21 protein-coding genes are annotated in these 24,926 nt (G+C 47.1%); 6 read left to right on the forward strand and 15 right to left on the reverse strand.

Features of this window, described 5'->3' with window-relative positions; all coding sequences use genetic code 11:
- Window positions 1-21: 21 nt before the first annotated feature.
- From MHH56_RS29390 to MHH56_RS29420, 7 genes are all read right to left on the reverse strand, one after another.
- The gene (locus MHH56_RS29390) at window positions 22-1,167 is read right to left on the reverse strand and encodes an NAD(P)/FAD-dependent oxidoreductase (protein ID WP_339205156.1); all 1,146 of its coding nucleotides are present in this window, start codon (window positions 1,165-1,167) and stop codon (window positions 22-24) included.
- Between the two features lies 1 nt (window position 1,168).
- Window positions 1,169-1,903, reverse strand: coding sequence for a methyltransferase domain-containing protein (locus MHH56_RS29395; protein ID WP_339205157.1), 735 nt, complete (start codon window positions 1,901-1,903; stop codon window positions 1,169-1,171).
- Window positions 1,896-3,050, reverse strand: a complete 1,155-nt coding sequence (locus tag MHH56_RS29400) for a type III polyketide synthase (protein WP_339205158.1) — start codon at window positions 3,048-3,050, stop codon at window positions 1,896-1,898. Before MHH56_RS29400 ends, MHH56_RS29395 begins: the two co-directional genes overlap by 8 nt.
- Before the next feature lie 315 nt (window positions 3,051-3,365).
- On the reverse strand, window positions 3,366-5,606 hold the full coding sequence (locus MHH56_RS29405) for a 5'-nucleotidase C-terminal domain-containing protein (protein ID WP_339205160.1): 2,241 nt from the start codon (window positions 5,604-5,606) through the stop codon (window positions 3,366-3,368).
- Window positions 5,607-5,834: 228 nt separating this feature from the next.
- The gene (locus MHH56_RS29410) at window positions 5,835-6,695 is read right to left on the reverse strand and encodes a metallophosphoesterase (RefSeq protein WP_339205161.1); all 861 of its coding nucleotides are present in this window, start codon (window positions 6,693-6,695) and stop codon (window positions 5,835-5,837) included.
- Between the two features lie 21 nt (window positions 6,696-6,716).
- Window positions 6,717-7,679, reverse strand: a complete 963-nt coding sequence (locus MHH56_RS29415) for an alpha/beta hydrolase (RefSeq protein WP_339205162.1) — start codon at window positions 7,677-7,679, stop codon at window positions 6,717-6,719.
- A gap of 24 nt (window positions 7,680-7,703) precedes the next feature.
- Window positions 7,704-9,209 carry a DUF4173 domain-containing protein gene (locus tag MHH56_RS29420; protein ID WP_339205163.1) on the reverse strand — a complete coding sequence of 502 codons (1,506 nt, stop codon included), beginning with the start codon at window positions 9,207-9,209 and terminating at the stop codon, window positions 7,704-7,706.
- A gap of 127 nt (window positions 9,210-9,336) precedes the next feature.
- Here MHH56_RS29420 and MHH56_RS29425 point away from each other — a divergent pair, with 127 nt between their 5' ends.
- The 3 genes from MHH56_RS29425 to MHH56_RS29435 all read left to right on the forward strand — a co-directional run bounded on the left by MHH56_RS29425 (window position 9,337) and on the right by MHH56_RS29435 (window position 12,429).
- Window positions 9,337-11,121 (forward strand): ABC transporter substrate-binding protein, encoded by a 1,785-nt coding sequence (locus MHH56_RS29425; protein ID WP_339205165.1) that lies wholly within the window; start codon window positions 9,337-9,339, stop codon window positions 11,119-11,121.
- A 94-nt stretch (window positions 11,122-11,215) separates the two neighbouring features.
- Window positions 11,216-11,764 (forward strand): RNA 2',3'-cyclic phosphodiesterase, encoded by a 549-nt coding sequence (gene thpR / locus MHH56_RS29430; protein WP_339205166.1) that lies wholly within the window; start codon window positions 11,216-11,218, stop codon window positions 11,762-11,764.
- A gap of 290 nt (window positions 11,765-12,054) precedes the next feature.
- Entirely contained in the window at window positions 12,055-12,429 is a 375-nt protein-coding gene (locus tag MHH56_RS29435; protein ID WP_339205169.1) for a DUF2500 domain-containing protein, read from the forward strand.
- A gap of 54 nt (window positions 12,430-12,483) precedes the next feature.
- On the opposite strand, the gene MHH56_RS29440 is transcribed toward MHH56_RS29435, so the two are convergent.
- From MHH56_RS29440 to MHH56_RS29455, 4 genes are read right to left on the reverse strand one after another with little or no spacing between them, the layout of a single operon-like run.
- Entirely contained in the window at window positions 12,484-13,155 is a 672-nt protein-coding gene (locus MHH56_RS29440; protein WP_339205170.1) for a metallophosphoesterase, read from the reverse strand.
- A gap of 9 nt (window positions 13,156-13,164) precedes the next feature.
- Window positions 13,165-14,349: an ABC transporter ATP-binding protein gene (locus MHH56_RS29445; protein ID WP_339205171.1), complete on the reverse strand. Its 1,185-nt coding sequence runs from the start codon at window positions 14,347-14,349 to the stop codon at window positions 13,165-13,167.
- A complete protein-coding gene (locus MHH56_RS29450) occupies window positions 14,346-16,028 on the reverse strand; it encodes an iron ABC transporter permease (protein ID WP_076270395.1) in 1,683 nt (560 codons plus the stop codon). Before MHH56_RS29450 ends, MHH56_RS29445 begins: the two co-directional genes overlap by 4 nt.
- A gap of 3 nt (window positions 16,029-16,031) precedes the next feature.
- Window positions 16,032-17,144 (reverse strand): extracellular solute-binding protein, encoded by a 1,113-nt coding sequence (locus MHH56_RS29455; RefSeq protein WP_339205172.1) that lies wholly within the window; start codon window positions 17,142-17,144, stop codon window positions 16,032-16,034.
- 171 nt (window positions 17,145-17,315) lie between these two features.
- Between MHH56_RS29455 and MHH56_RS29460 the strand changes: the two genes are divergently transcribed.
- Both MHH56_RS29460 and MHH56_RS29465 read left to right on the forward strand, forming a co-directional pair.
- The gene (locus tag MHH56_RS29460) at window positions 17,316-18,218 is read left to right on the forward strand and encodes a LysR family transcriptional regulator (RefSeq protein WP_339205173.1); all 903 of its coding nucleotides are present in this window, start codon (window positions 17,316-17,318) and stop codon (window positions 18,216-18,218) included.
- A 35-nt stretch (window positions 18,219-18,253) separates the two neighbouring features.
- Window positions 18,254-19,096 carry an SDR family oxidoreductase gene (locus MHH56_RS29465; protein WP_339209765.1) on the forward strand — a complete coding sequence of 281 codons (843 nt, stop codon included), beginning with the start codon at window positions 18,254-18,256 and terminating at the stop codon, window positions 19,094-19,096.
- Window positions 19,097-19,908: 812 nt separating this feature from the next.
- Here MHH56_RS29465 and MHH56_RS29470 read toward each other — a convergent pair.
- The gene (locus MHH56_RS29470; protein WP_339205174.1) at window positions 19,909-20,694 is read right to left on the reverse strand and encodes an IucA/IucC family C-terminal-domain containing protein; all 786 of its coding nucleotides are present in this window, start codon (window positions 20,692-20,694) and stop codon (window positions 19,909-19,911) included.
- A gap of 1 nt (window position 20,695) precedes the next feature.
- Complete coding sequence (locus tag MHH56_RS29475; protein ID WP_339205175.1) at window positions 20,696-22,660, reverse strand: AraC family transcriptional regulator; 1,965 nt, start codon at window positions 22,658-22,660, stop codon at window positions 20,696-20,698.
- 157 nt (window positions 22,661-22,817) lie between these two features.
- On the opposite strand from MHH56_RS29475, the gene MHH56_RS29480 reads away from it, so the two are divergent.
- Window positions 22,818-23,156: a hypothetical protein gene (locus MHH56_RS29480; protein ID WP_339205176.1), complete on the forward strand. Its 339-nt coding sequence runs from the start codon at window positions 22,818-22,820 to the stop codon at window positions 23,154-23,156.
- A 119-nt stretch (window positions 23,157-23,275) separates the two neighbouring features.
- On the opposite strand, the gene MHH56_RS29485 is transcribed toward MHH56_RS29480, so the two are convergent.
- Together MHH56_RS29485 and MHH56_RS29490 are read right to left on the reverse strand one after the other, a co-directional pair.
- The gene (locus MHH56_RS29485) at window positions 23,276-23,626 is read right to left on the reverse strand and encodes a hypothetical protein (RefSeq protein WP_339205177.1); all 351 of its coding nucleotides are present in this window, start codon (window positions 23,624-23,626) and stop codon (window positions 23,276-23,278) included.
- 183 nt (window positions 23,627-23,809) lie between these two features.
- A complete protein-coding gene (locus MHH56_RS29490) occupies window positions 23,810-24,784 on the reverse strand; it encodes an aldo/keto reductase (RefSeq protein ID WP_339205178.1) in 975 nt (324 codons plus the stop codon).
- Window positions 24,785-24,926 lie beyond the last annotated feature (142 nt).

Here is a 24,926-nt window from a genome sequence, read left to right on the forward strand (position 1 = left end):
CGCTGCTCATTGGCTTCGCCTTTACATCCGGAATGGCTTTAATCTCGTCGCCCGGACGAGCCCCTGTGCAAGTGGAGGCGCTATTCGCGCTGCGTTTGGCAACCAGCTAGAAACGGTCGGCATATGAAATAACCATTGCAGGAAGCTTCCCCATCGCAGCGGCCCCTCAAATTCACGTTTAATTGCCCTCGTATACGCATGCTGCCAATCAGCCATAGTAAGACTTCCCTTTAAATAGCTGTCAGCAAGCGGAGCACAAAGAGCAGCGGAGCGAAGTGCCATGGACATTCCATCTCCACAAAGCGGAGGAATCATCGCACCTGCATCGCCAAGAAGAGGAAGCTGATTCCATGCGAGCGGCTTATGGTTCAAATGAACAGGCGCAACTGCTGCCTGCGTTCCTTGAACAGGCACCCCAAGCACTAGCTTCTCATGCAGCCTCGGATTTCGCCTTGCAGCGGCGTTCATGATCCCCAGTATCGTCTTTCCTGCATCTGCAAAGCTATCGCGAGCGAGCAGCGCCGAAGCATTCACAAGCCCGTCTTCTACCGGGCATAATCCTAAGTAACCGCCGCGGAAGAAATACAGCTCAACAACCGGCTCTATAGCTATGCCGCGAAAATGGGATTTCACGCCCATGTACGAGGGCTTTGCCGTCTGATGTTGCTTATAACCCGGTAATCCTGCATGCTTATTTGCTCCCCAAGCGGCGATGACAGTACGAGCCTCAACCGAACTGAATTTACCGTTTTGTTTTGTTTCAATGGAATAGCCAAAATCAGTAGCCTTCACTCCCGTCACTGTCGTTCCCGTTTGCAATTTTGCGCCCGCTTGCTGCGCCGCTTGATGGAGCGCGGCATCAAGCGAATATCGACTGAGACCCCATGCCGCACTTGAAAGCGGAATATTGATCTCAGCGCCATTTTCGAAAATTAAACGTATCCGCTCTATCAGGCTTGGTCCCAGCGCTTTAATAGACTCGCTTAAACCAAGCACCTGTAGTGTTCCTTGTGCTTCGGGAGATAGAAACTCTCCACACACCTTATGGCGCGGAAATGATTGACGATCGAGCAGCAGCGTCTCCCAGCCCTTGTCGGCAAGCGCTTTGGCTAAGCTGCTCCCAGCTATGCCCGCTCCGAGCACAGCTGCATCCAGTATACGCGTCATTTTATTCAGCTCCGTCAAATGGACTGTGATGTGGCTTGCTAATAATGACCGCATATCGGAACAAAGGTCTCCAGCTGTAGCTGATAGAACCGTTGTTCAGTTTTTGGCCAAGAAGCTTCCAATCTTTTGCGCGAAAGCCCTTTGCCACCGACAATGGACCGTCATGCAAAATGTATCGATTAGTGGAAATGATCCGAGTTGTCAGCCATACCGCTGCCCATGCGATCCAGTGACGGTGGATGTCATTAATAACCACGCCAAGCCGTGCTGCCTTGAGCATACTTGCAGCTGCATGCGGCAGCTCCTCCTCGGAGAAATGATGCAAAAACTGCGTCCCCGTTACGATATCCGCACAGCCATCCGCCAAATCAAACAAATCGCCTTGCTTAACCTGAACTCTTGGCTCCTTCTTAAAAAACCGCCTAGCTTCCTCGCAAGCCTCTTCCGTTATATCCACTAGCTGAATAAAAAGGTCAATCCCCCGTCTATCAGCCCACTTTAGCAGCCCAAGGTTCACATCGCCTGAGCCCGCTCCAACATCAAGAATGGTCAGGCTTCTCGGCTTATTCGCTTGCTCCCATAGTCGTTCAACGCCGTAAATCGTCGGTGCGGCTGCAACAAAAATACGGTTCAGTTGACGAAGCTGGCGCAAAGCCTCGTGCAGCTCAGCCCCGCCAATTGAAAAATCATCCATAAGCTCAGCAGCTGCAGCTCGATGACGCAAGCTTCTAGACATATGCCTCGTCCGCCATTTGCTCTTGATCCCCCGTTAGTACAGCGGGAACATAAGCAATTTTAATCATCTCAGCGGTTAAGCCCGGGCCAAATGCGAGTGCAATGCCGCCTGCTCGCTCCGAGGCTGTTTCTTGAAGATGCGATCTCATGGCGTTCAGCACAAACAAAATCGTAGCGGAGGAGACATTGCCATAATCGCGCAGCACGCCTAAGCTATGTGAGGTTTGCTCATCCGTAAGCTCGAACTTATTTTGCAAAATATCGATAATTCCTTTGCCGCCTGGGTGGATTGCCCATAAATCCAGCATTTCATCCCCGCATAATTGCTTTACTTCCGCAGGTATAAATTCGCCGATCAGCTTCGGAATATGTGGGGATAGGTATAGGTCAAAGCCGTGGTTGCCAACCTCCCACACCATTTCCTCTGCGCATTCAGGCAGCAGAACCGAACGTTCTTCGCCTAGCTCAAAAATAGGCCTGTGATGCGGCTTGCCCGCACCAATGACGCAGGCTGATGCTCCGTCCCCGAAAAATGAAGCGGCAAATAACGATTCCTTATCGCCAGATGGCTGAATATGCAGCGTGCATAACTCGACGCATACAACAAGAACAATTGCGTTACTGTCATTCGATACAATTTGGCGTGACAGGCCAATGGCTTTAAGCCCAGCAGCACAGCCGAGAAAATTAAGCGGGATACGGGTTATCGTGGGGGTTAGTCCTAATTGATGAATGATCGCTGCATCCATTCCGGGCAAAAACTGGCCGGTACAGCTGACCGTAATGAGATGTGTAATCTCAGCCGCATCAACCTTTCCATCTGCCAAAGCTTGTCTCGCTGCATGAAGCCCAAGCGGAACGGATTCCCGCTTATATATCCCCATACGTTCCGCTGTCGAGGGAGCAGTCTCCGGTGAAGCGCTCGGCAGGTAGCGGCATTCAGCTGCTTCCGCGAGCAGATTCGGTTCACAAGTATACCTGCTTTGCACGCCGCATTGCTTAAAAATCCTTCTTCCCCAACGGGCGGAATCCGGCTTATCGCTTAATGCATCGACTAACCTTCGCGCTGTATCCGCTTGATCAACAAGATGAGGCGGAACCGCCGTACCTATCCCTAATATCGCAATACTCGATTGTGAATGCTTCATATCGTAATTTCCCACCCTCTCCAGACAAGCATAATCGGACAAGTTTTCTGCTTTTAACAAGTCTATTCATTGCTTCTCCTCGATATGCAAGCGAGTATTACATCGTTTTCCAACCATTTGTAATAAACTTGAAATATAATTTTCATCTCGTTTTAATGAAAGCCTACTATAATGAAAACAACCCCCTTTTGTAATATATATAATGAAGACCCACAGCACCGAATGCTGTGGGTCTCTTTTTGTCTATTTTGGAAAATAGTATTTACCCAAAAAGTGCCCAGTCTACAAAGACTGGGCACTCAGCAAAATAAAATATTAGATCATATCTACATATTTACCATACACATATGCTATTTTCCCTTTATACGATACCTTCACCCAGCCGTGCTCCGTTCCTAACACTTCAAGAACAGTACCTTTTGGTACAGCCGTATAAATCTTTGCCTTCGAAGAAGCTTCAGCACGAACATTCAAGAAGTATGCTGTAACCTTTGCTTGCTTCTTAACAACCGGTTTTACTGTTGGTTTAGGATCAGGTTTAGGATTAGGCTTAACTGGTTCCTTTGGAATGATTACTTCCGGAGCAGTTACCTCTGGGGTAGTCACTGCTGCCTTAATCGCCGCATTCAGTTTATGGTAGAACTCACCTTTTGTCTTCACGCCGGCAAATAGACTTTGCTCCACCTTTGCCCTGTTAGACAACTCGGCTATTTCATTTTCAGTGACCGCATCCAAAATGTTAATTGAGGCTACATTGGTATATTTGCCATCCTCCGTCTTCGGAATCTCCAATATACCGGTATTAATAAGCTCAACTACATCTGCACGTTCAGGAGATTTCGTATCTACACCTGTAATTTTCCAATTGCTTTGAATTTTAGGCTCGTATACACCTTTTTTCACGTCTTTTAGGTACGCAATGGCACGATTACGAATGGTTCCGTCCATTTCGCCAAATGTGCTTGCATCCTTCGAAGACCAAAGCTGCTCAAAGTTGCGTCCTTCAAGTGCTCCACCTTTGGCTTTAAGTGCATCCATCCGATATGCGTTCATACCGAGTTTGATCACATCGTCCGATTTGATGCTGCTGCCATCCATTTTACGTAAGTTCGTGATTCTACTGCCAGCAGGCTTCGTTAGATCAATTTCATATTTGACGCCGCCAAAAAAATCGTTTGTGCTATATTTGGAAGCGCGGCGTGTCTTATCAAAGCTAACCGTTACATCGCCAGGTCTTGTTGAGTTAAAATAACCTGCTGCCCATTCCATGTAATCTATCAAATCTTTACCCGTTACTTGGTAAACGGTAATTTCTCCTAGAGCAAACTGATAGTTATAGGCAATATCTTTTTTCTTAATAGGACCTTCATCCAGCCGCGCCTTATCGTTATCAATCTGATGAGCAACGACATCTGCCTTGCTGTAATACAACATGACCTCGTTAAAGAAGTCTGATAACGGTGTTTCCTGAATTTGAACAGTAGGAATATCATTAATCTCATTTTTAGCTACAAGATTCATGCCTTTAAGCTGTGCCACTTCGATATTCGCATCTGCCCTAGCAAAATCATGATACGGCTGCAGCGTAGATTCCAATGCAGGATCCGATACTTCAGTCGTTCCATCAGCCGCTTTAACAGGCAATGCAGCAGCTTTCTTATCTTTAAGAACTACCTTATCACCTTGCTTCGTGAACGTAAGGTCGATACGAGAAACATGCGTTCCGTATTTATCCGGTTCAACAATTAAAACGCCATTCACCGTATCCTCTTTAATAAGCTTGTGCATATGACCTGCAAAAATAGCAGCCAGCTCCGGGTTCGCATTGGCAATATCAGCTACGCCAGTACCTGGTACACCATTTTCGTTCTCCAGCCCCATATGCATAAGACCAACCATTACATCAACTTTACCTTCTAATTCCTTGATTGCTTTTTTCGTTTCATCAACAGGATTTTTGAATACAATTCCGTCTAGATGATCCGTTCCTTTTTCAAACTCAGTCGTCATTGGCGTATCCATTCCAATAACTCCAATTTTTATGCCATCTTTTTCGATAATGGTATACGCAGGCAAGAATCGATCACCATTGTCCTTATAGATGTTCCCGCCCAGCCTTTGACCTTTATACTGAGTGGTAATCTTATTGAACACATCGAGCCCGAAGTTGAACTCATGATTGCCCATTACCCATGCATCAAAGTTCATTTCATTCATGGCTACCATCATCGGAGACTTCGGTTGATCATTAAATAATTCAGCCGAATTGCCCTGAATCATATCCCCTGCATCCAGTAAAACCGTATTCGGGTTCTCTTCACGAACTTTTTTGATAATTGTAAATAACTGCGTTAAACTTCCCGTTGGGTTGGGACCGTCAAGAGCATAATCCCATGGCATAAACCGTCCGTGAATATCCGAAGTACCTAGGATGGAAATCTGAGTATCCGTGCTTGCCGATTCAGCTGCTTTTACCGAACTCGGAACAAAATTGATAACGCTTCCAAACAACATGAGAGCAGCAATCACTAAACTTATTTTTTTCTTCATCTTCATTATGACTCTCCTTTGGTGGTTGGATGAATAGTAGGAACGTTTTCATTCTATAGTATAGCTTGTATTTTGGACATAGCCGAAACGAACTTATTTATTGCAAAAGCGGCAACAGCGAAACAAGTTCGACGAGAAATCGAACTCATTTCGCTGCTGCTTTGCTGTGCTGCCATTGGATTCTTTTGCAATTAGAAAGAGAGCTTTTCCACATAGTTTCGTGGATGCTAAGCATTACGGACGCGTAAGCTCAACCAGTACAACCTCTGGACGATTAAATATTCTTTGCGGAAAAATGCTATTGCCGAGTCCGCGGCTGACGATCATCGTTGTGCCGCCTTCCACATATTTGCCTCCGTCATACTTTGGCAAGAAGCCTTGCCCCGGGGCCACGAGCCCACCCAAAAAAGGCAAGCGCACCTGTCCGCCATGGGCATGGCCGGAGAAGGTCAAATCAATTTTGTGCTGCGTGTAGACCGAAAAAAGCTCCGGGCGATGCGATAAAAGGATAGTGAGCGTGTCGGCGTTGTTTTCCGATTCGGTTGCTTGCATAGCAGTCGCCATATTTTCATTCAACTTCGCAACGTCTCCATCTGCCTTTAAATTAAAAACCGGATCATCCACGCCAGCTATTCGAATCTCGCCATCGCCGAGCTTTATCATTTCGCTTTTGTTGCGCATCACATGGACGCCCAGCTCTTTCAACGCCTTCTGTAATGCGATTAACCTCGGGCCATATTCATGGTTTCCGGTCACATAGTAGACAGGAGCCAGTTCCGTCATTTTGCGCATCAAGGTAAGGCTAGTTTCTGCATTGTATCTTCTGCTGTCAACCAAGTCGCCTGTCATTACAATGAGGTCCGGCTTCAGCCGTTTTACCTTGCTCGTAATTGTGCTTTGCTCCTTGCCGAAGGACTTGCTGTGAAGATCTGTTAAGTGAACGATACGATAAGAGCTGACTCCTTCAGGTAGCTTCGCTGAGCTGATTTCATATTTTGTTATTCCGATCGCATTATTTTCGTAATAAAGAAAAGCGGCTACTGCAAGAATAGCTAAAGGTAATATCCACAACAAACGTTTTTTGGTCATGCGCATTACTGCAAAACTCCTTACATTTTAGCGATAACTAGACAAATCTATTTCATCTAATAAACGATTAATAGCGTGAATTACAGCATCTGGTCTATGAATATGAATAGAGTGCCAACTATCCTCGACTATAATCTGATTCGTGCGCTTGGTCAAATTTGTTAGCTTCCGCTGCCCCTGCTGCCATTCCTCATTCTGCTTCCCTGCGCTTAATACGATGACAGGCAAATCCTGCTTAAGCGGCTCGGCAGCTGCTACTTGCAGGCTGCTTTCCGTCGTGCTGAGCAGCTCAGCATAGACAGCCCTATACGCGCTTGCCTTGTAGCCTAATGCGCGAACTGGCGCCAGCCATTCTTCCGGCAAACGCTTAGAGCCGATATGCTGCTTCAGCCATCTCGGTATGCCAAGCGGCGATAGCATATAGCCTAGTCTATATTGGGAACGGTGGCTAAACAGCTGTTTTTGCCGGCCAGCGGTTGTTTGCTCCGGCAGATATCGGCTCTCGTGCGTCGCATCTACAAGCACAAGGCCGCATACTTCCTCAGGATAGCGCGAGGCAAACAACCTCATAATCATCCCGCCATAGGAATGGCCAACTAGCAAATAAGGCGGGGCCGCGCCAAGCGTTCTCAGCAGCGACCGCAAATCATCAACATAAGCGCTACAAGTAGGGTGATCGAGCACTTCTGAGCTCCAGCCAAATCCTGCGCGATCATAAGTAATCACGTTCGCCTTCGTCGAAAGCGCCGGAGCAACGAGTGCCCAATCCAGCGAGCAACCGCCCATCCCCGCTTCTAAAATAATCGTTGGCGAACCATGACCCGTGACGGTAACATGCAGCTTGCGTGAGCCGATGTCGGCATGCCACCCCGTAGGTTTATGTTTTTTTTGCTCATAGACCGTTATCAAATACTGTACGATTAACAGTGGAAATCCGACAAGTGAGAGGATAAGTCGAATACTACGATCAAAAAGGGATATTTTCATCATACAAACGACCTTGCCTTTCTCCAATTATTTAGCCCGTTGCTTCGATAGATTCCAAGATTGCCACTTGTTATGCTTATGGGCCTTATCCTGAAGCTTATTTATTACTCCGTTCAACCCCTTCAACTCCGGATGCTTCACTTGCAGCTTTAGCAGCGCCGGCGCCGCATCTGTGGACAGCGTACCGAGATAAGCCATATCAATCTTACCTGTTCGTTCGTAGCGATCACCATTGTTCTCAGCAATTCGCGCATCTATGTTGATATAGTTCATCACAACAAATGCAATAATAGATATGCATATATAAACCTTGCCCATTGAGAAATGCTCTTTCCATATACGCAGTAATGCAATGACGAGCAAAATGCCCAGATAAATCATAAAGCCATGAACGAGTAGTCTTGTCTGCGTGAAGCCGTAGGCCTCCTCGTACAAAGAGAGCCTGCTGTAAGCGGAGATAAGCATAATGATTGTACAGCCTATCAACAAGGTAAGAGACAGCTTGCGAATCCACTCCGCTGCTGCGCTAGTGCGCCGAATGAGATGCAAACCGCACATAAGCAAGCAAACGTTAATGAGTGCAACCATAATTAATTCCGCAAAACCTCTGCGTGCATATTCGGCATACGCAGCTCCCTCAGGCAGCAGACCGTTTGCCGCTCCGAACAAATAGGAGAACTGAATGATAACAAACAGCACGTAAACGATATTAATACTGACAAGCAACGTCCCAGCAGTGATGGGATCAAATTCGATACGTCCGTTTGGCTGTATTGCAGCACCCGGCGTGTCTGTCGGTAAGTCTTTTGCTTTATCTGTTGCCTTATTAAAGAGCAATCCCCATATGTAGCAAAAAGCATAAAAGGCGAATACTGCTGCTACGACTATGCGCCAGATGCTCTCCCCTAAAGAGAAACGATCCATGACGCCCGGAATCTCAAGCAGCCAAGATAGGAAAATTTCATCCGCTGAAGCAAGCAGCGCAATAACGACAATAAGGATAGGTGCGGACAGGAGCAGCCCTAGCGATATTTTGCCAAACTTGCTTCTCGCCGAGTTCTCACCTTTCTCTTTTCCTCTCAAACGATCATTAACCAGGTTAAACGGTACGCCTATAAAAGCAAACGGCTTAATTAAAGCCAGAAATAATAGCTCTGTATAAAATACGCCTCGGTACCACGGCTTCACACTGCTGCTCGTCATAAGCACCGTCTGAGAAATGATCAATGCAAACAATGCAAACATATTCAGCTGACGGAACAGACCGTTATCATATAGCGCATAAGTCAGCGTTAATAAAAAGATTGGAATGAGCAGCAGCCAGCCAGATCGTGCTTGACCTTGCCATTTCTCAAAGCCCCCCATCCTCCCCTTTATGGAATAGAAAAACAACCCATAAAAGCTGGCAATGAACACGATAACCGAAATGCCTGCGGCAGCTCCTACGAACAAATATTGACTGACTAGACCAAACAGAAGGGCAAGAATAAGCATTTTCTCATACCTTTTTTGCCATGGTGCTGGATCTCTCATTTTTCACTCACTCCATCTTTAAACTGGATTTGTTAATTTACTCCTTTTATTGTAACCTAGAAAACAAGAACAAAAAGTGTAAGTTATAATTGGAAAATTTCATATTTTCGAGTTAGGAGTAATTTGCATGAAAATCCGCAGGCATTATCTCGCGCTTAGGCGCTCATATCCGAGTATTCAAGAGAATATCCCCTTCGAGGTTACAACACAGGAGCTCGCAAATTTGCTCGATTGCACACATCGGAATATGGTACTTTTATTGAAGCGTATGCAGCAGGAAGAGTGGTTGGTGTGGGAGCCAAAGCGGGGACGCGGCAATCGCTCTGCCCTCTCCTTCCTCGTCAGCAAGGAACAAGTCGCGCTGGAGGAAGCGCAAGAAATGATGCAAAAGCAGGATTTGCATTCGGCGCTTGAGCTTCTCCAGCAAATCGAAGAAGCGCCTTTGCTGCGCGACCAGTTTCAAGAATGGCTCTCTGGTCAATTCGGATTTCATTCGGAGGTGCAGGGCAAGCGGCGCACAGATATTTTGCGCTTCCCGCTTCCGCAGACGATCTATTCGCTAGATCCGGCAGCTATCCATTACACGGGCGAGTCCCACCTCGTTAATCAAATATTTGACGGGCTCGTTCGCATCGATCCGAGGGGCGAACAGATTTTGCCGCAGCTTGCCCATGCGTGGGAGGTGGATGAATCGCGTACGCGCTGGACTTTCTATTTGCGCAAGGGCGTTCTGTTCCATCATGGACGTGAGCTGGATTCATCAGACGTCAAATATTCGCTTGAACGACTTAAGCGGCTTGCACCGCAAGGGCTCTACAGCTGGGCTTACACCAACATCATTTCTATGGATACACCGGATGACACAACCATTCGCATTCAATTATCCGAGCGCAACGAAGCTTTTCTCTCTTTTTTGACAACTAATCGCGCCTCTATCGTGCCTCAAGATGCTTGTTCGGCAGCTGGCGAGCAATTTGGCAGCAAACCGATTGGTACAGGCCCGTTTCGATTCACCGGAAATGATCAAGGCGTCTGGATATTGGAAGCTTTTGCAGCCTATTTCCGCGGCAGAGCTTTCCTCGACCGTGTAGAAGTGTGGACCGTTGCCGAGGAGTCAACACGCGAAAACCACGCTGAGCTGCAATCGTTTCAAATTATGCACAACGCAAGACTAACGGATATGGCAGCTGAACGATGGCAGCAGGTTAGACAGTCTGGCATGACCTGTAAATTCATCACAGTTAATGAACAAAAGCACGGCTTGCTGGCAAACCCCGCCATACGAGCGGCAATTAACCTCGCTATCGAGCGAACAGAGCTTTTGCAGCTGCTATCCGGTGATGTCATTGAAGGGGTTAACAGCTTCTGGCTGAACCAGATTGATGAAACGCAGGATGCAGCCCCCATTGATTGGAGCGTAATCAAGCAAGCGCTTGACAGCTCCGGCTATCAAGGCGAGCCGCTGGTACTCGCTACGATTCCGCAGTATGCAGCGGATGCAGAGATCATTCAGAAGGTATATGCGAAATCAGGCATTCCGCTGCAAATTAATCTCATTCCTGCAGAGCAGTTTAAGGGAACAGCGCGCATGTCCGCTGATCTGCTGCTTTTCGCTGTCATGCTGGACGAGCATCGCGAGCTGAGACTAATTGATTTGTACAAAAGCATGCAGCAGCATGCGCTTCCCGAGGTTCATGATATGCTCGAGCACAGCATCCAGATGATATTGGGCGAACCGGATCGAGCACGCCGAGAAGCGATATTCATAGACATCGAGGCTCAGCTCAAAGCCAGGCACAGCTTGTTTTTCCTCTACCGTAAACATTTGAAAACCGCGTTCCACCCTTCCGTGCGCGGCATTTCATTGGAATCGCTGGGCTGGGTACGCTTCCGCGATATTTGGTTTACTTAAAAATATTTGGAATGGAAAAAAGGTACAAATTCAACGTGCAGAATGAATGGTCCGAGTGTTATGGCTGCATACTGAGATTAGGAGGGAAAATATAATGCGCTTGTTCGTGGCTATACCTGTATCACCATCTGTGTCCAAGGAGCTGGAAAGCTGGGCACAAGATCATAAACATACGCTGCCTTTCCGTAAATGGACGCATCCGAGCGATTACCATATTACGCTTCAGTTTCTAGGCGACACTTCGGCTGCTCAGCTTGAAGAGCTGGCAGCCGCTCTAAAAAAAGTAAGAGCAAATGCATTTTCTTTAACTTGGAGTGGAATCGGAACCTTTGGCCCGCCCGCTGCTCCACGCGTTCTATGGGGTGCCGTTAGCGGAGACTTAAAGGGGCTGTCCGCTCTTCACGAAGGGATTATTCGGGCAACAAGTTCAGTGGGCTTCGTTCCAGAAGATCGTCCCTACGCGCCGCATATCACGCTTGCCAAAGGATTCGCTGACGCTAATCGAATGCCGATTGAAGCAGCGACGTCTATTGCCTCATCGTTCAGCTGGGAAATCGATCAGTTTGTTCTCATGCTCACCCATATGAACGAGTCCCCTATGTACGAGATCATCGATCGTTTTCCGTTACATAAGCATGAATGAGGCTTAACCGCTGTCAAAATAAAAATGATCCCGCTGAGCGGCTATCCAGCTATCCGACGTGCGCAGCGTCCAGCCGCTCTTTTCTGCGTGAGCCTATCTCCTAATTCTATTAAGCCCCAGCAACCCGCTTCGTTACCCCCCTGCTTTTTATTAATTAACCTCAGCTTTTGTAGCCTATACCGCATCAGACTAGTCGGAAGAACGTATTAATAGTAAAATTAATGAAAAGAAAAAATTGGATGTGATGGTTTGTGAATGGATTTGGATTCGGCCCTCCAGGCGGAGGAATCATGTTTACGATTGTTCCTCTATTTATAATGATCGTATTCGTGCTCGTTATTGGCGGCATTATTTTTAGCATTGTTAAATATTTCAAAAATTCGACCGCGCCAAAAGAAACGACTTACGCGCGCGTTGTAGCCAAGCGCATGGACGTTCGCCATCATACGAATCACCATAATCACGACGGAGTGGGGCATACCAGCAATTCATCCCGTACGTATTATTACATCACGCTTGAATTCGATAATGGCACTCGCAAGGAATATGTAGACGTCAAAAATTTGTACGGCTTGGTTGTTGAAGGTGACACAGGTTATGCGGCAGTCCAAGGGGATTGGATCGTTGCTTTTGAACGAAATAGCAATATAAATAGCTCTATTTAAGAAGAGAAAAAGCGCTTGTCCCGTAAATGCATACGGGCAGCGCTTTTTTGTGTGTTAGATGGATTGGAGCTTAACCAATTTGAAATCGCCGCCGCGGCTCTCTGGCGCAGTCGAGCACGAATAGCTCAATAGGCTGCTGACATCAAGCAGCGTTAAGCGACAGCCATGCTTGGCCCCAGTATCAATGGCGAGCCGTCGATTTCCTTGCCATATGGCTCCAGGGGAAGAAGCATCCAGCTTGAACGTTGGCGTATGGCCAAAAATAATGGTGTACGACTGCGCCTCGTCCGAATCAGGCAAAGGCGTATAAATAAACTCGTCGCGAATTTCCGTTAGGTCCTTCTTTTTTTGCTCATGCAGAGGGACACCTGGCCGAATGCCTGCATGAACGAATAAATACTGGCCGACTACCACATATAATGAAAGCTTGTGCAGCCATTCTTTCGTTTCCGGGTGAAGCGCACTGCTGGACTCAGCGGATGCAAGAAGCCGCAGCTCCTGATTTCCGAGCAATGCCTGTGCACCTTCGTTGATAAGCTGGTGAATCGTATCTAGCGTGCCCCATGTAGCGGGCCTATCGGCATCGATGTAGTCGCCCAGCAAAATAAGCCGATCATGGTGCGGGTTATAAGCTGCTTCTTGAAGCAAAAGCAGCAGTTCTTCTTCATAACCGTGTATATCTGCAATGGCTAAAAGACGCGAGTCTGTTTTTGTTGGATTATACAAATGAATCGACTACCTTTCTTCCTCATTCGGGTAAATGAAAGCAGAGCGAATGGCTAGCTTTATCGTTACATGCTCGCCAGCCTCTAACGGGACTGCGAGCACTAAATATACCTTCTGTCCGCAGCTCGTTTGTGCAACTGCACGCCAGCGATTGCCTTCAAAGGTGCAATGAAGCACTTGAAGCTGAATCGTATTGTCTGTCCGCTCCTGCGGTGAAGCTAATGAAAGCACGGCTGCGGCGTCTCTTCGCTCGATGACCTCAGCTTCCTCAGGACGGAACATAATAATTGCCTGCGAATGATCACTTAGGTTCTGCTGCTCTGGCGCGAGCAAACCGTGAATGATCGATGAGCCGATGCGAACAGCGCTGCCGCTGTCTCCGTTTATGACCTCGCCGCGCAAGCCGTTGATTGCTCCAAGCAAAGAAGCTGCCCAGCGGCTGGCCGGACGCGTGAAGCATTGCTGCGGCGTGCCCATCTGATCAATTTGCCCGTTGCGCAAAATAAGCAGCCGATCGGCCATAGCGAAGGCTTCCTCCGGGTCATGGGTAACATGGAAAACGCTCATGCCTAATTGGCGGAATAAATACGCCATCTCGGTGCGCATTTCTACGCGCAGCCGCATATCAAGGTTGGAGAGCGGCTCATCGAGCAGCATCAGCTTCGGCCTAGTAGCAATTGCCCTCGCAATAGCGACCCGCTGCTGCTGACCGCCAGAGAGCTGCGGCGGCAGCCTGCGCTCAAGCCCTTCAAGATGTAGCATCGCCAGCAGCTCCTGAACGCGCTGCTGAATATCCGCTCGAGCCATCTTGCTTCTATGCAGCCCATAAGCGATGTTATCGAATACATTCATATGCGGCCACAGCGCATAGTCCTGAAACACCATGTTAACCCCGCGTTTCTCAGGGGGCATCATGACAGACGGGGAGGCGATAATCTCATCGCCCAGCTTAAGCTGGCCGCCGTCCGGCTTCGATAAGCCGGCGACGAGCTGGAGCAGCGTCGACTTGCCGCAGCCTGACGGTCCAAGCACGCTAATAATCTCGCCTTCGCGCATGTGGAAAGAAATTCCTTTAAGCGCTTGAAACGATCCGTAGCTTTTCATTAAACCAGATGCTGCAAGCAGCGGTTTGGGAGCGGCTGGCTTAGGCTCATTTGCCTCGCCATACCTTTGCTGAATCGCTGTCGATGTCATGTATTTGCCTCCTTGCGGCGGAGCATGAGCTCAACCGCCAAAATAATCATAATAACGATAAATGATCCAACGACGGTTGCCGCTGAAGCATAACCAAAATCCAAATCCTCGAATGCCTTGTTGATCGTAACGGGCAGCGTGAGGAAGTTTGGCGGGAACAGGATCGAATTCACCGCTAAGTCAAACACGCTGGAGCCAAATGCAGCAAGGCCCGCAGAGAGCAAAGCGCCGCGTATTAAAGGGACAAGTATGAAACGGACGCGGCTTGCGAGCGTACCGCCTTGCAGCTGCGCGGCAGTAAGTAGGCTAAGCGGCACTTTCGCCATTGCGCCGACCATCAATCTCGTAATGACGGGAATAGCGCCGGCGATTGCGGCAAGCACAAGAATCCAAGGCGTTCCGTACAGGAGCAAGCCGATCGAATCGAGCCATTTTTGATTCCAAACGAAAATATACCCAATGCCCAGCACGACGCCGGGAACAGCAAGCGTGACGACAGAGAACACCTCAATCGTCCGTTTAAATTTGAACTGTGAATAGGTTAAGACATAAGCGACGCACAGTCCGAATAATAGGCCAAGCAGAGCAGCGACTCCAGCGATCATTAAGGAATGGGACAAACCCTTCAGCAGCGTGCTTGAGCTATGGAACAATTCCCTGTAATGCTCCAAGGTGAGATTCGCTAGCTTCATACCGCCTGACTGTGTTTTGAATATGGACATCAGCACGTTTGCGCCTATCGGAATGCCGATGACTACGGCAAGAAATAACAAGTTTAGTGTGGTAAGAAGCACAGCAAACTTTCCAGCCGGCTTCGGTACAGACCGCTGCGCCCGAGCCGATAAGAAATCAAAGCGTGAGCGGCGCATCGCATAAAATTGGACGAACATCGCAATGCCGATTAACAATACGAGATAAAAGGACAGAACGCCTGCCATATCGAATCGTATGGGCGATGTGTAGATTGCCGAGTAAATAGAGTAAGGCAGTGTCGGAAAACGATAAACAGCGGCAATCGATGCAGGAAGCCCGAAATCGCCGATTGTATCCATAAAGACAAGCGCTGCTCCAGCCCAAACAGCTGGCATAAGCAGAGGCGCTTGGATCGTACGCCATACCGTGAAAGCAGATGCTCCGGATAGGCGAGCTGCGTGAGACAGCTGATCAACCTTCCACTCCATCGCCGCATGAACACTCAAATAAGCGAATGGGAATTTGCTTAAAGTCATAATAAAAATAAGTCCAGCAGGCTGAAAAACAGCGCTCGTAACCCAGTGCCAGCCGAGCAGGTTAACAGCGATGCCGCCTCCGGCAGCAAACAGCACCCAGCCCTGCGCTAAAATAAACGAAGGCGTAATAATGAGCAGCCAAACGGAGGCATCCAGCAGCTTAGCTGTTGGAAATGACCAGTTGGCGCGTATCGTTGCCAGCACACCGCCGAGAATCGTAGCGAGCACCGTCGTTCCAAGTCCAAGCACGACGGAATTTTCGAGTGATTTTTGCCATAAGGGACGCTTGAATATTTCGAGCAGCAGCGCAAGGTCCCCGAGTTGCCAATTGCCGAAGAAAACCCCAGGCAGCAGTACTTGAATAATAACTGCCGCCAAGGGATATAAGACGAGGATGAATAGGATGATACTGACAAACCATCCTAACCGATCCTTCATAAAAGTTTGCATCGTTTACTTAACGGACTGGTCGGCGAACCATTGCTTGATTGCCGCTTCATTTTCAGATGCCCAGGAAGCGTCGGCTGCAACGAGCTTCGCATCGGCTGCGCGATCTTGCTTGGCATTTACGCCGTTTACGGAAGGCTGGAAATAACTCTCGTCGCCTTGATCAATTAAAGCTTGCTGCGTTTTTGGATCGAGCAGAAATTCGATAAACGCTTTAGCTGCATTCGGATTTTTGGTATCCTTCTGAATCGCAGCTACCCGAACGGATGCGGGAGCACCTTCTGCCGGCCAAATAATTTCGATAGGCTCGTTATCGTTTTTCATCGCATAGGCATTGCTCTCTTGCAGTGCTGCGATCGAGATTTCACCAGCGGCGAGCGCTTTGACAACGTTTGGATTTTTGGGATATACACGAAGCCCATTGTCCATCAAAGAGCTAAAGAACGTTTGTCCGCCATCGTTTGTCTTTTCTTTAAAAAACCAAGAAACAAAAGGATAAGCCGGAGCTGCGATCGCTGGGTCAGCCATGCCGATCATGTTCTTGTACTTCGCATTCGAGAAGTCCTCCCATGATTTTGGCGCATCCTCCGCCTTCACTTTGTCCTTGTTATACACGATAACTCCCGCAGCATGTGCGCCTGTAGGAACATACCATTGCTTCTCAGGCACAAAAGCTTTGGCAAAGTCAGTTAGATTAGCGACGTTATTCGGCGACCAGCCTTCAAGCAGTTGACCGCTTGCCCCTAGACCATAAATGGAAGGCATCGCATCCAGCCAAATGACATCCCAATGTGGATTGCCTTTCTCTGCTTCAACGCGGGACATAATTTCTGCTCCGTTGCCCGCAACGACCTCCAGCTTGTAGCCGGTAGCTTCCTCAAATAATGGAGCAATAATGCTGTCAAAATCGTTCAAGTATACAGTAAGCGTTCCTTTATCCTCCGTGGCAGCTGTTTCTGTCGCTTGCGCTTCTTCGGTAGGAGCCGTCGTTTGTGTATTTCCGGCATTTGCTGCCCCTTTATTCGTATTTCCGGCATTTCCGTTGCCGCATGCAGCAGTTAGTGCCATCAGTCCAGCTAGCAAAACGGTTCCAAGCCAGCGTTTCCCATTCGTTTTCATCGTTTTGATTTCCCTCCACTATCTGTTTTGCTTACCTCCTAACTTTAGCAACGGTTTGTCAGATGATTGTTAACGTAATGTCGAGATATTATGAAATATAATCGATAGATATTGATATACATATAGATTTAATCTATATTAATAGGCAAAAAGCGAGGGAGTGAGCACGGGATGAATGTACAGCAGCTGCATGTGTTCATGGAGGTATGCAGCGGTCGAACGCTCGCAGAAGCTGCAGATAAGCTGGGGCTTAAGCAGCCGACAATCAGCTTTCATCTCAAAAGGCTTGAGGAGGAGCTTGGCGTGGAGCTGTTCCGCAAGCACTCGCGGAGCCTTCAGCCAAGTGAAGCTGCTGTGGATCTGCTCCCCTATGCGAGGCGAATCGTTTTCCTTATGGAAGAAGCTAGACTTGCCATGCTGGAGCGCCGTGAACAAGGGGAAGGCCGTTTGAGGCTGGGGGCGAGCTACACGCCAGCAACCTATGTGATGCCGCCGCACTTTGCCGCCTACCGCAAGCTGTATCCAAAAGTAAGCCTCATGCTGACCGTGAAGCAAGCAGCTTCTGTGCTTGCGATGCTGCGCAGCTATGAGATCGATATAGGCATCGTCTCTCTTGGCGAATCGCTGGAAGAAGGCCTTATTATACAGCCATTAGTCGCTGATGAGCTGAAGCTGCTGCTTGCGCCGGAGCATCCGTTAGCTAACCAGGCGCAAGTAGAGGTCGAAGAGCTGAGACATGCAACATTTCTGCTGCATGAGGTTGGCTCAACCTCACGCACCTTGTCCGATGAGTGGGCAGCCGGGGCTGGCTTGCAGTGGGAAAGTGTTATGGAGCTGGGTGCGATCGAAACGATCAAGGAAGCTCTAAAATGCAATATGGGTGTTGGCATCCTGCCGCGCCGAAGCGTCATCCGAGAAATCGAAGCCGGCGAGCTCGTTATGCGCGATCTGCCTCAGTATGTAAACCAGCGGCATATTTGTTTGGCTTACCGTAACGAGGATCAGCTGTCTCCACATGTCAGATCGTTTATTGAATTTGTACGGCATACCTTCGCTGCACATGGTAAGCTGTAAATAACGAATATACGGAGGTGGCTTGGATGAGCGATATGACAGGAAAGGTCGTAGCAGTAACTGGCGCCAATTCCGGCATGGGGCTTGCGACAACAGTCGAGCTTGCGAAGCAAGGGGCGCATGTCGTGATGATATGCCGCAGCAAGGAGCGCGGCGAGCGTGCACTTGAACAAGCGCGCAACCAAAGCGGCAGAAGCGATATTGTCCTCATGACCTGCGATTTGGGCTCGTTTGCCAGCATTCGCACCTTCACTGCTGCATTTAAGCAGAAATATAGCCAGCTTGATGTGTTGATCAACAATGCAGGGGTTGTCGCCTTGAAACGAAGCATAACCTCGGATGGATTTGAATCGCAAATCGGCATCAACCATTTGGGACATTTTTTGCTGACTAACGAGCTGCTTGACCTTCTTCAACGTGCTCCGCAAGGGAGAATTATCAATGTATCGTCTGGTGCGCATAAGGCCGGAAGAATACATTTTGACGATCCGAACCTAACAAGGGGCTATAATGTCGCAAAAGGTTATGCGCAATCGAAGCTCGCGAATATTTTATTCACGAATGAGCTGGCAAAACGTCTCGCAGGTACGAGGGTGACGGTTAACAGTCTTCATCCCGGGGCGGTAGCGACCAATATTGGCGTAGATCGCAAGAGCGGCTTCGGTAAGACGGTGCATAAGCTGCTCAAGCCTTTTTTCAGAACGCCGCTTGAAGGGGCAAAGACGGCTATTTATTTAGCATCCAGCGATGAAGCGGCAAATCTGACCGGCCAATATTTTATCGACAGCAAGAGCGTTCAAACGGCAAGCAAAGCGAGCAATCCTGAGCTTGCGGCTAAGCTTTGGGCATGGAGCGAGCAGCAGGTCAAACTTACATAATACTTGCCTAATTAGCAGTACTAATCGAACAGCGCACGGGATAAACTGAAAATCCATCAACTTATGGAGTCTGCAGAATGCTCAGCATGGCACTTCTCGTTTATTGCGTGAGCTGAGCACACTGCTAAAATTTAACAGGATTTTTTCCAGCTAAATATAAAATAGCAGGAAAAGCTCCTGCTATTTGTAATGGAAGCAGCTCAAATTAGCAATTAACAGGATTTACTCCTGTTAATTCAACACATAATTCCTAAAAAGCCGCTTTCCAGCAAAATTACATGGAGCTTTTCCTGCTAATTAACTCAAATGAGTGCGCAGCTGAAAATTAACTGGAGCTTTTCCAGCTAAATTACAAATAGCAGGAAAAGCTCCTGCTATTTGTAGTGGAAGCAGCCCAATTTAGCAATTAACAGGATTTACTCCTGCTAATTCAACAAATAATTCCTAAAAAGTCGCTTTGCAGCAAAATTACGGTGGAAGCATCCCCATGAGAATATGTTCAGCATTCGAAAAAATTTATAAAAGACTCCCTAGCGGACGCCGCCAAAGTGAACCTTTATCTGCCATTAATTCACTCAAATGTTCAAAGCTGTAACAGGAGAAACCATTCTTTCCTATTTAACATAAATTCGAATGAATAATGCTTGTAAGCTGCTAAAGAAATCTCGAGCTTCAGCTCTATGACACCGGCCGTCAATGGCATATGTGGAATCAAATTATATTTCAAAACCCCTTTTATATTAAGAACCAATAAATAAAAAAAGCAACCGCCTTGCCCCAAAAAGGTGACAAGACGATTGCTCAATGTCCTGCTATATATGGCATTCGAAAGGTTTCGGACAAGCTCTGCAATATTCTGCCGAAGACATTTCATAATAGAAGCAGCAGGTTTTGCGAATATCAGGCAGCTCACTCATCGTGTCTATATTCGTTTTGCTCATAAACTTCTTAAACGGATTGCGGCGTTCTCCAAATAAGCTTGCTGGTGCAGTCTGCGTTATAAACGTGAAATCCTCATGAAGTCGTTGCAAGATAACCGGATTCGTTTCTTCCTCTAGTCCGTCCTCATAAAGCGGAGCAATTCGAACCATCGCATTCTCCCATAAGATCACTATAGGTATTCCGCCAACCATAGATAAAGCACGAAATAATGGAGAAATATGCTCTGCAAAAAGTTCTCTTATTACCTGATCCCGCCACTCTTTCCGCTCCCCAGCTACCGGTTCCGTAACGCTTGGTTCTTCAAAGCTTAAATTAGGAAACTTAGATTTCGTCACATTGAACTCGCTGTCGCTAGGTGAAACCAAGCGGCAATTGTCCAACGTCATGGTCAAATTCTTGTTGTATACCGTCATCGCATACAGAACAGGAGCAACGACTAGATAAGCATATCGCTTCGCGAGCATCGACGCAGTTACTCTTCTTGATGGCGAAGCTATTTCGCTCCCTAGCCGATCCAGATAGGTTTCGCATAACTCCTTATTCAATAAATTTCTTGAATAAATGGAGCGATCAGCGGAGTCGGTATTATTTTCATAAGAGAAGTTATATCTGCTTTTTAAATTGCCCCACTCCGACTTTGAAAGCGTTGCTGACATGTTATGCCTTACCAAGGAAAATTTCTGCTACCCGGTCAACAATCATATTAATGGCAATCGGGCCATAATAGGCAATCCATATGTTTGAATCCACATCATAGACTTGATTGTTTTTCACAGCTTCAACATTTTTCCACGTTTCCGTCTTCTGGATTTCGTCCACTGCCGCCTTGAACATATCATCTTTTACGAGGAAATAATGATTAGCGCCAACTTCCGGGAAAGCCTCTAATGCAATTTCATAAGCGGTATCCTTTTCCTTCAAAACCGATTCTGGGGCATTCAAGCCTAAATCATTGTATAAAATAGCTCCTGTACGGTGGATTGGTGTATGTATCCGTATCCCCTCATCACGTGGGCGCGCTAATGCAACAGTTTGATCTCCGAGCTTAGCCTTTAGCTCTACCTTCAGCTTCTCTGTTTTCACGTTGTAGGCCTCCAAGACAGCCTTCGCTTCTTCAGACTTCCCTACAATTTTTCCAAAAGTATCTAAAGTGACGCGCCAATCCTCATTAAATTCGAGCATGATCGTTGGAGCAATTTTGGACAAGCTCTCATACACTTCTTCTTGGAATTCTGTACAAATAATTAAATCGGGTTCCATGGCCATAATAGCCTCAAGGTTGGGCTCATCCCTTGTACCGAGCAATTTAACATCCTTCAGCTTATCCATTAAATAGGCCGGGAAGTCTGTTTTATCTGCCGCGGCTTTTACGCTGCCCGCTGGCTGCTCTTCTAAAGTTACCAATTGATCCACAAATTTTGTATCAAGCACCGCAATTTTAAGTGGGCGCTGCTCCAGCGTTGTTTCGCCCTTCATATGTTTAATAACAACAGGATATGCCTGTTGCGCTGTTTGCGATACGTTTGTGTTTGTAGAAGCTGCGCTAGATTCAGCTCCAGCTGGACTAGCCCCTCCCGTATTGTTTCCCATGCTATTTCCCGTCGAACATGCACTCAACAATAAAATTAAACTGAGCATTAAGCTAACCGCTAAAATCGACCTCTTACTCCTATTCATCCGTATAACTCCTCCGTCTAATTGTTGATAATGATTATCACAATCACCATCATACGAGAGAGAAGTATCCGCGACAATGGAATTTTGCGACATAGAGGATGAACTTATCCGACGGTGCTTTCTGAAGTTAAGAGGAGAAACGCCAATATGCTTCTTAAAGGCTCGGCTAAAATAATAACTATCACCATAACCTACTGATTCTGCAATGGCTTTAAGCGGCATATTCGTATTCAATAACATCGTTTGCGCATGATCCATTCGAACCTGAATGAGATACTCTAGTGGCCCAATCCGAAGCTGCGCTTTAAATAATCGCTGCAGCTTTCTCTCATTGCAATGAAGAGTACTCGCCAATTCTTGAAGACTGATTGTCTCAGCGTAACGTTCCTCCATGAAGCGAATCGTTTGGCTGACGTAATCCGGCTGAGCTTTGGCTGCCCCCTCAGCGGCATGGAGCTGCTTCATAAGATCGTATACCAATTGGTGAAACAACGCTCTCACATGAAATCTTTCCAATTGAATATCAAGCATCCAGTGCGAATACATTTGCTCGATTCTCGTCAGAAGACCTAGCGGATAGGCAGGGGCAAAACCATATTGCATTTGAAAAGGATTATTGTCTCTATATACTTTTAACAGTTCTTTACGAGCTGGTAAAACGAGGACTGCTTTATAAAAAATAAAATAATAATCGAGTTTTTCATTCACTTGCACAATATCAATCGTAGCGCCTTTTCCGGCATGGCACACATAAAAACGATTCACCATATGCTCCATTCCGTCGATGAGAATTTTTGCATCACCAGCAGCAGCGAATAAGAAGGCACTAGCTGGCAATCGGAAGCCTTGCAAACTCTCACCCGATCGCAAAATAGACCGACGAACATCAAGCACCCTTATAGCAGCATGATTCCATAATGGTATATGTTCCTGTAATGTCATCATGTTCACCTTCCATGTCTATTTACAATTTCCACCTCTCTTATTATATTAATAATCATTCTCATTATCAAAACATTCTTGCTCAGCAGCTCGAAATCGCCCTTACAATAATTGTAATTATGTTATAATAGGTTTTCAAAACAGGAAGGGGAGATTCGTAATGGAAACGATCGAAATTGTTGCTGTGAGCGCATTAGTTCTATCCGTCCTGCTTGGGTTAAAAGTGTTTAGCTTGCAGAGACAGGTTGACGAAATAAAATTAGAGCTTCAACGGGCTAACAACCATTCGGATTTTTTGAGATCACCCAAGCCAAACCTAAATTCCCCTCCTTCCTCACCCGGTATGACTCGCAACAACGCCCCTATAAATATCGATGATAGATTACGCATGCTAGTTGCTTCAGGAAAAAGAGTTCAAGCAATTAAAGAGTTTAGAAAAAAAAGTGGCGTCAGCCTCAAAGAGGCCAAGGACTACGTAGACGACTTAGAGCGGCATTAATATTGATCTGAATAAACCATTGTTCTTCATCATTTATCCAATTCAAAAGCAAAGAGGCTGTCTCTTTAAGGCAATTTGCCTTTAGTGACAGCCTCTTATCTGTTTACTGGCTTACCGTTTTATCGCTCATATCCGGGATAGTCGTAATCAGAGTCTTTCAGCTTGTTTAAAATATTCATTTGGCGAATATGATCTCTAGTTTCTGCCGTGCCTAACACATATACGGTTTCGTAAACCTTGATAATATCCTCATTAAACTTATCGGTTGCTTTGTCATTATCAGCTGATTTATAAGGGATTGGTGCGCGAAATTGTGTTTTTTCATCATCCCGCTGAATTTGGTCGAGCAGCTGCTGAAGCTCACTGATCTCCCCCTGCGTTGCGGTTACCGTTAACTGATCATTGATGGAAGGTTCAGGCTCGACCCGCTTTCCAGAAATCGATACATAATAGGTTTGCTTCTCCGTCATGCCTCTCACTCTCCTCCTATTCGATAATAACTTATAAAACAAATCGGATAGAGATGAAACAAGGCTGCATCTACAATTTGCCCACGAATGCAACAATAACAAGGCTTCTATACAAAAAAAGCACCCACAAGCCATGCACCTTCTTCAAAGTGTTTTGCGTGTGGGTACCCGTTGTGTCTATCTCTATGGCAAGCGATACCATGCAAAAGGTTCACCCGTACGGAATGGGCGGCTAATCTTCTGCAATTCCTCTTCTGTATCTGCGGTCAGCTGCATGGATACACTCTTCAAGTTTTCTTTGAGCTGCTCCACCTTTGTCGCTCCCACAATGACGGTAGATACGACAGGCTGATGCATGAGCCACGCGAGTGATAATACGCTTGGCGTACAGTCCAATTGTTCCGCAAGCTTCGCTACATTTTCACCTAATGCAATGGTTTTAGTATCGATAAATCGCTGGAAACTCGGGTCGGTCTGAGCGCGAGAGCCCTCTGGCGCCTGCTGCGCTGCGCTGTATTTTCCTGATAAAATGCCGCCAGCCAGCGGAAAATACGGAATGATGCCCACGCCTTGGTCTAGACACATCGGAACCAACTCGTTTTCCGGCGTTCGATCCGCTAAGGAGTAGCTCACTTGTGTCGATACGAAGCGATTTATTCCAAGCCGATCACTGATTCCGAGCGCCTTCATCAGCTCCCACGCAAAGTAATTGGAAGCTCCGATGTAGCGCACCTTGCCAGAGCGTACCATATCCTCTAGTGCTCGAAGTGTTTCCTCAAGTGGTGTTTCAGGATCAAATGTATGAATTTGATATAGATCGATATAGTCGGTTTTTAGACGTTTTAAGCTGTGTTCCAGTTCCGTCTGCAAATGAAATCTGGACGAGCCGCGCTCATTTACGCCTGCTCCCCGAACTAGCCCTGCTTTTGTAGCTAAAACAACATGTTGACGCTGTCCCTCGAGCACCTGCCCAATGATTTTTTCGGATTCGGTGGCTGCATAAATGTTAGCTGTATCGATAAAGTTGATTCCATTGTCTATCGCGCTATGAATGATTTGTTTTGAAGCCTCATAATCTGCGCGTTTGCCAAATGCGTTGGTACCTAAACCGAGCGCGGATACTTTGAGGCCGCTATTTCCAAGTCGTCGGTAATGCATGGTTGACCAGCTCCTTTTCCCATAATCAAGCTTAACTTCACTTCCTACATTATACCGTTGATTGCATTCAATTTCAGTAAGAGCTGCCTGGACCACATCAAAAGTAGAGCTAGCATTTGCTAGGCTTTTATTTCAGAAGCAC

The organism is Paenibacillus sp. FSL K6-3182 (assembly GCF_037976325.1).
Classification (GTDB): Bacteria; Bacillota; Bacilli; order Paenibacillales; family Paenibacillaceae; genus Pristimantibacillus.

Bases quoted from the DNA above. Each gene is read 5' to 3' on its own strand.
- MHH56_RS29390 (WP_339205156.1), bottom strand. From the start codon at position 1,167: ATGACGCGTATACTGGATGCAGCTGTGCTCGGAGCGGGCATAGCTGGG.
- MHH56_RS29395 (WP_339205157.1), bottom strand. From the start codon at position 1,903: ATGTCTAGAAGCTTGCGTCATCGAGCTGCAGCTGCTGAGCTTATGGAT.
- MHH56_RS29400 (WP_339205158.1), bottom strand. From the start codon at position 3,050: ATGAAGCATTCACAATCGAGTATTGCGATATTAGGGATAGGTACGGCG.
- MHH56_RS29405 (WP_339205160.1), bottom strand. From the start codon at position 5,606: ATGAAGATGAAGAAAAAAATAAGTTTAGTGATTGCTGCTCTCATGTTG.
- MHH56_RS29410 (WP_339205161.1), bottom strand. From the start codon at position 6,695: ATGCGCATGACCAAAAAACGTTTGTTGTGGATATTACCTTTAGCTATT.
- MHH56_RS29415 (WP_339205162.1), bottom strand. From the start codon at position 7,679: ATGATGAAAATATCCCTTTTTGATCGTAGTATTCGACTTATCCTCTCA.
- MHH56_RS29420 (WP_339205163.1), bottom strand. From the start codon at position 9,209: ATGAGAGATCCAGCACCATGGCAAAAAAGGTATGAGAAAATGCTTATT.
- MHH56_RS29425 (WP_339205165.1), top strand. From the start codon at position 9,337: ATGAAAATCCGCAGGCATTATCTCGCGCTTAGGCGCTCATATCCGAGT.
- thpR (WP_339205166.1), top strand. From the start codon at position 11,216: ATGCGCTTGTTCGTGGCTATACCTGTATCACCATCTGTGTCCAAGGAG.
- MHH56_RS29435 (WP_339205169.1), top strand. From the start codon at position 12,055: ATGTTTACGATTGTTCCTCTATTTATAATGATCGTATTCGTGCTCGTT.
- MHH56_RS29445 (WP_339205171.1), bottom strand. From the start codon at position 14,349: ATGACATCGACAGCGATTCAGCAAAGGTATGGCGAGGCAAATGAGCCT.
- MHH56_RS29450 (WP_076270395.1), bottom strand. From the start codon at position 16,028: ATGCAAACTTTTATGAAGGATCGGTTAGGATGGTTTGTCAGTATCATC.
- MHH56_RS29455 (WP_339205172.1), bottom strand. From the start codon at position 17,144: ATGAAAACGAATGGGAAACGCTGGCTTGGAACCGTTTTGCTAGCTGGA.
- MHH56_RS29460 (WP_339205173.1), top strand. From the start codon at position 17,316: ATGAATGTACAGCAGCTGCATGTGTTCATGGAGGTATGCAGCGGTCGA.
- MHH56_RS29465 (WP_339209765.1), top strand. From the start codon at position 18,254: ATGACAGGAAAGGTCGTAGCAGTAACTGGCGCCAATTCCGGCATGGGG.
- MHH56_RS29470 (WP_339205174.1), bottom strand. From the start codon at position 20,694: ATGTCAGCAACGCTTTCAAAGTCGGAGTGGGGCAATTTAAAAAGCAGA.
- MHH56_RS29475 (WP_339205175.1), bottom strand. From the start codon at position 22,660: ATGATGACATTACAGGAACATATACCATTATGGAATCATGCTGCTATA.
- MHH56_RS29480 (WP_339205176.1), top strand. From the start codon at position 22,818: ATGGAAACGATCGAAATTGTTGCTGTGAGCGCATTAGTTCTATCCGTC.
- MHH56_RS29485 (WP_339205177.1), bottom strand. From the start codon at position 23,626: ATGACGGAGAAGCAAACCTATTATGTATCGATTTCTGGAAAGCGGGTC.
- MHH56_RS29490 (WP_339205178.1), bottom strand. From the start codon at position 24,784: ATGCATTACCGACGACTTGGAAATAGCGGCCTCAAAGTATCCGCGCTC.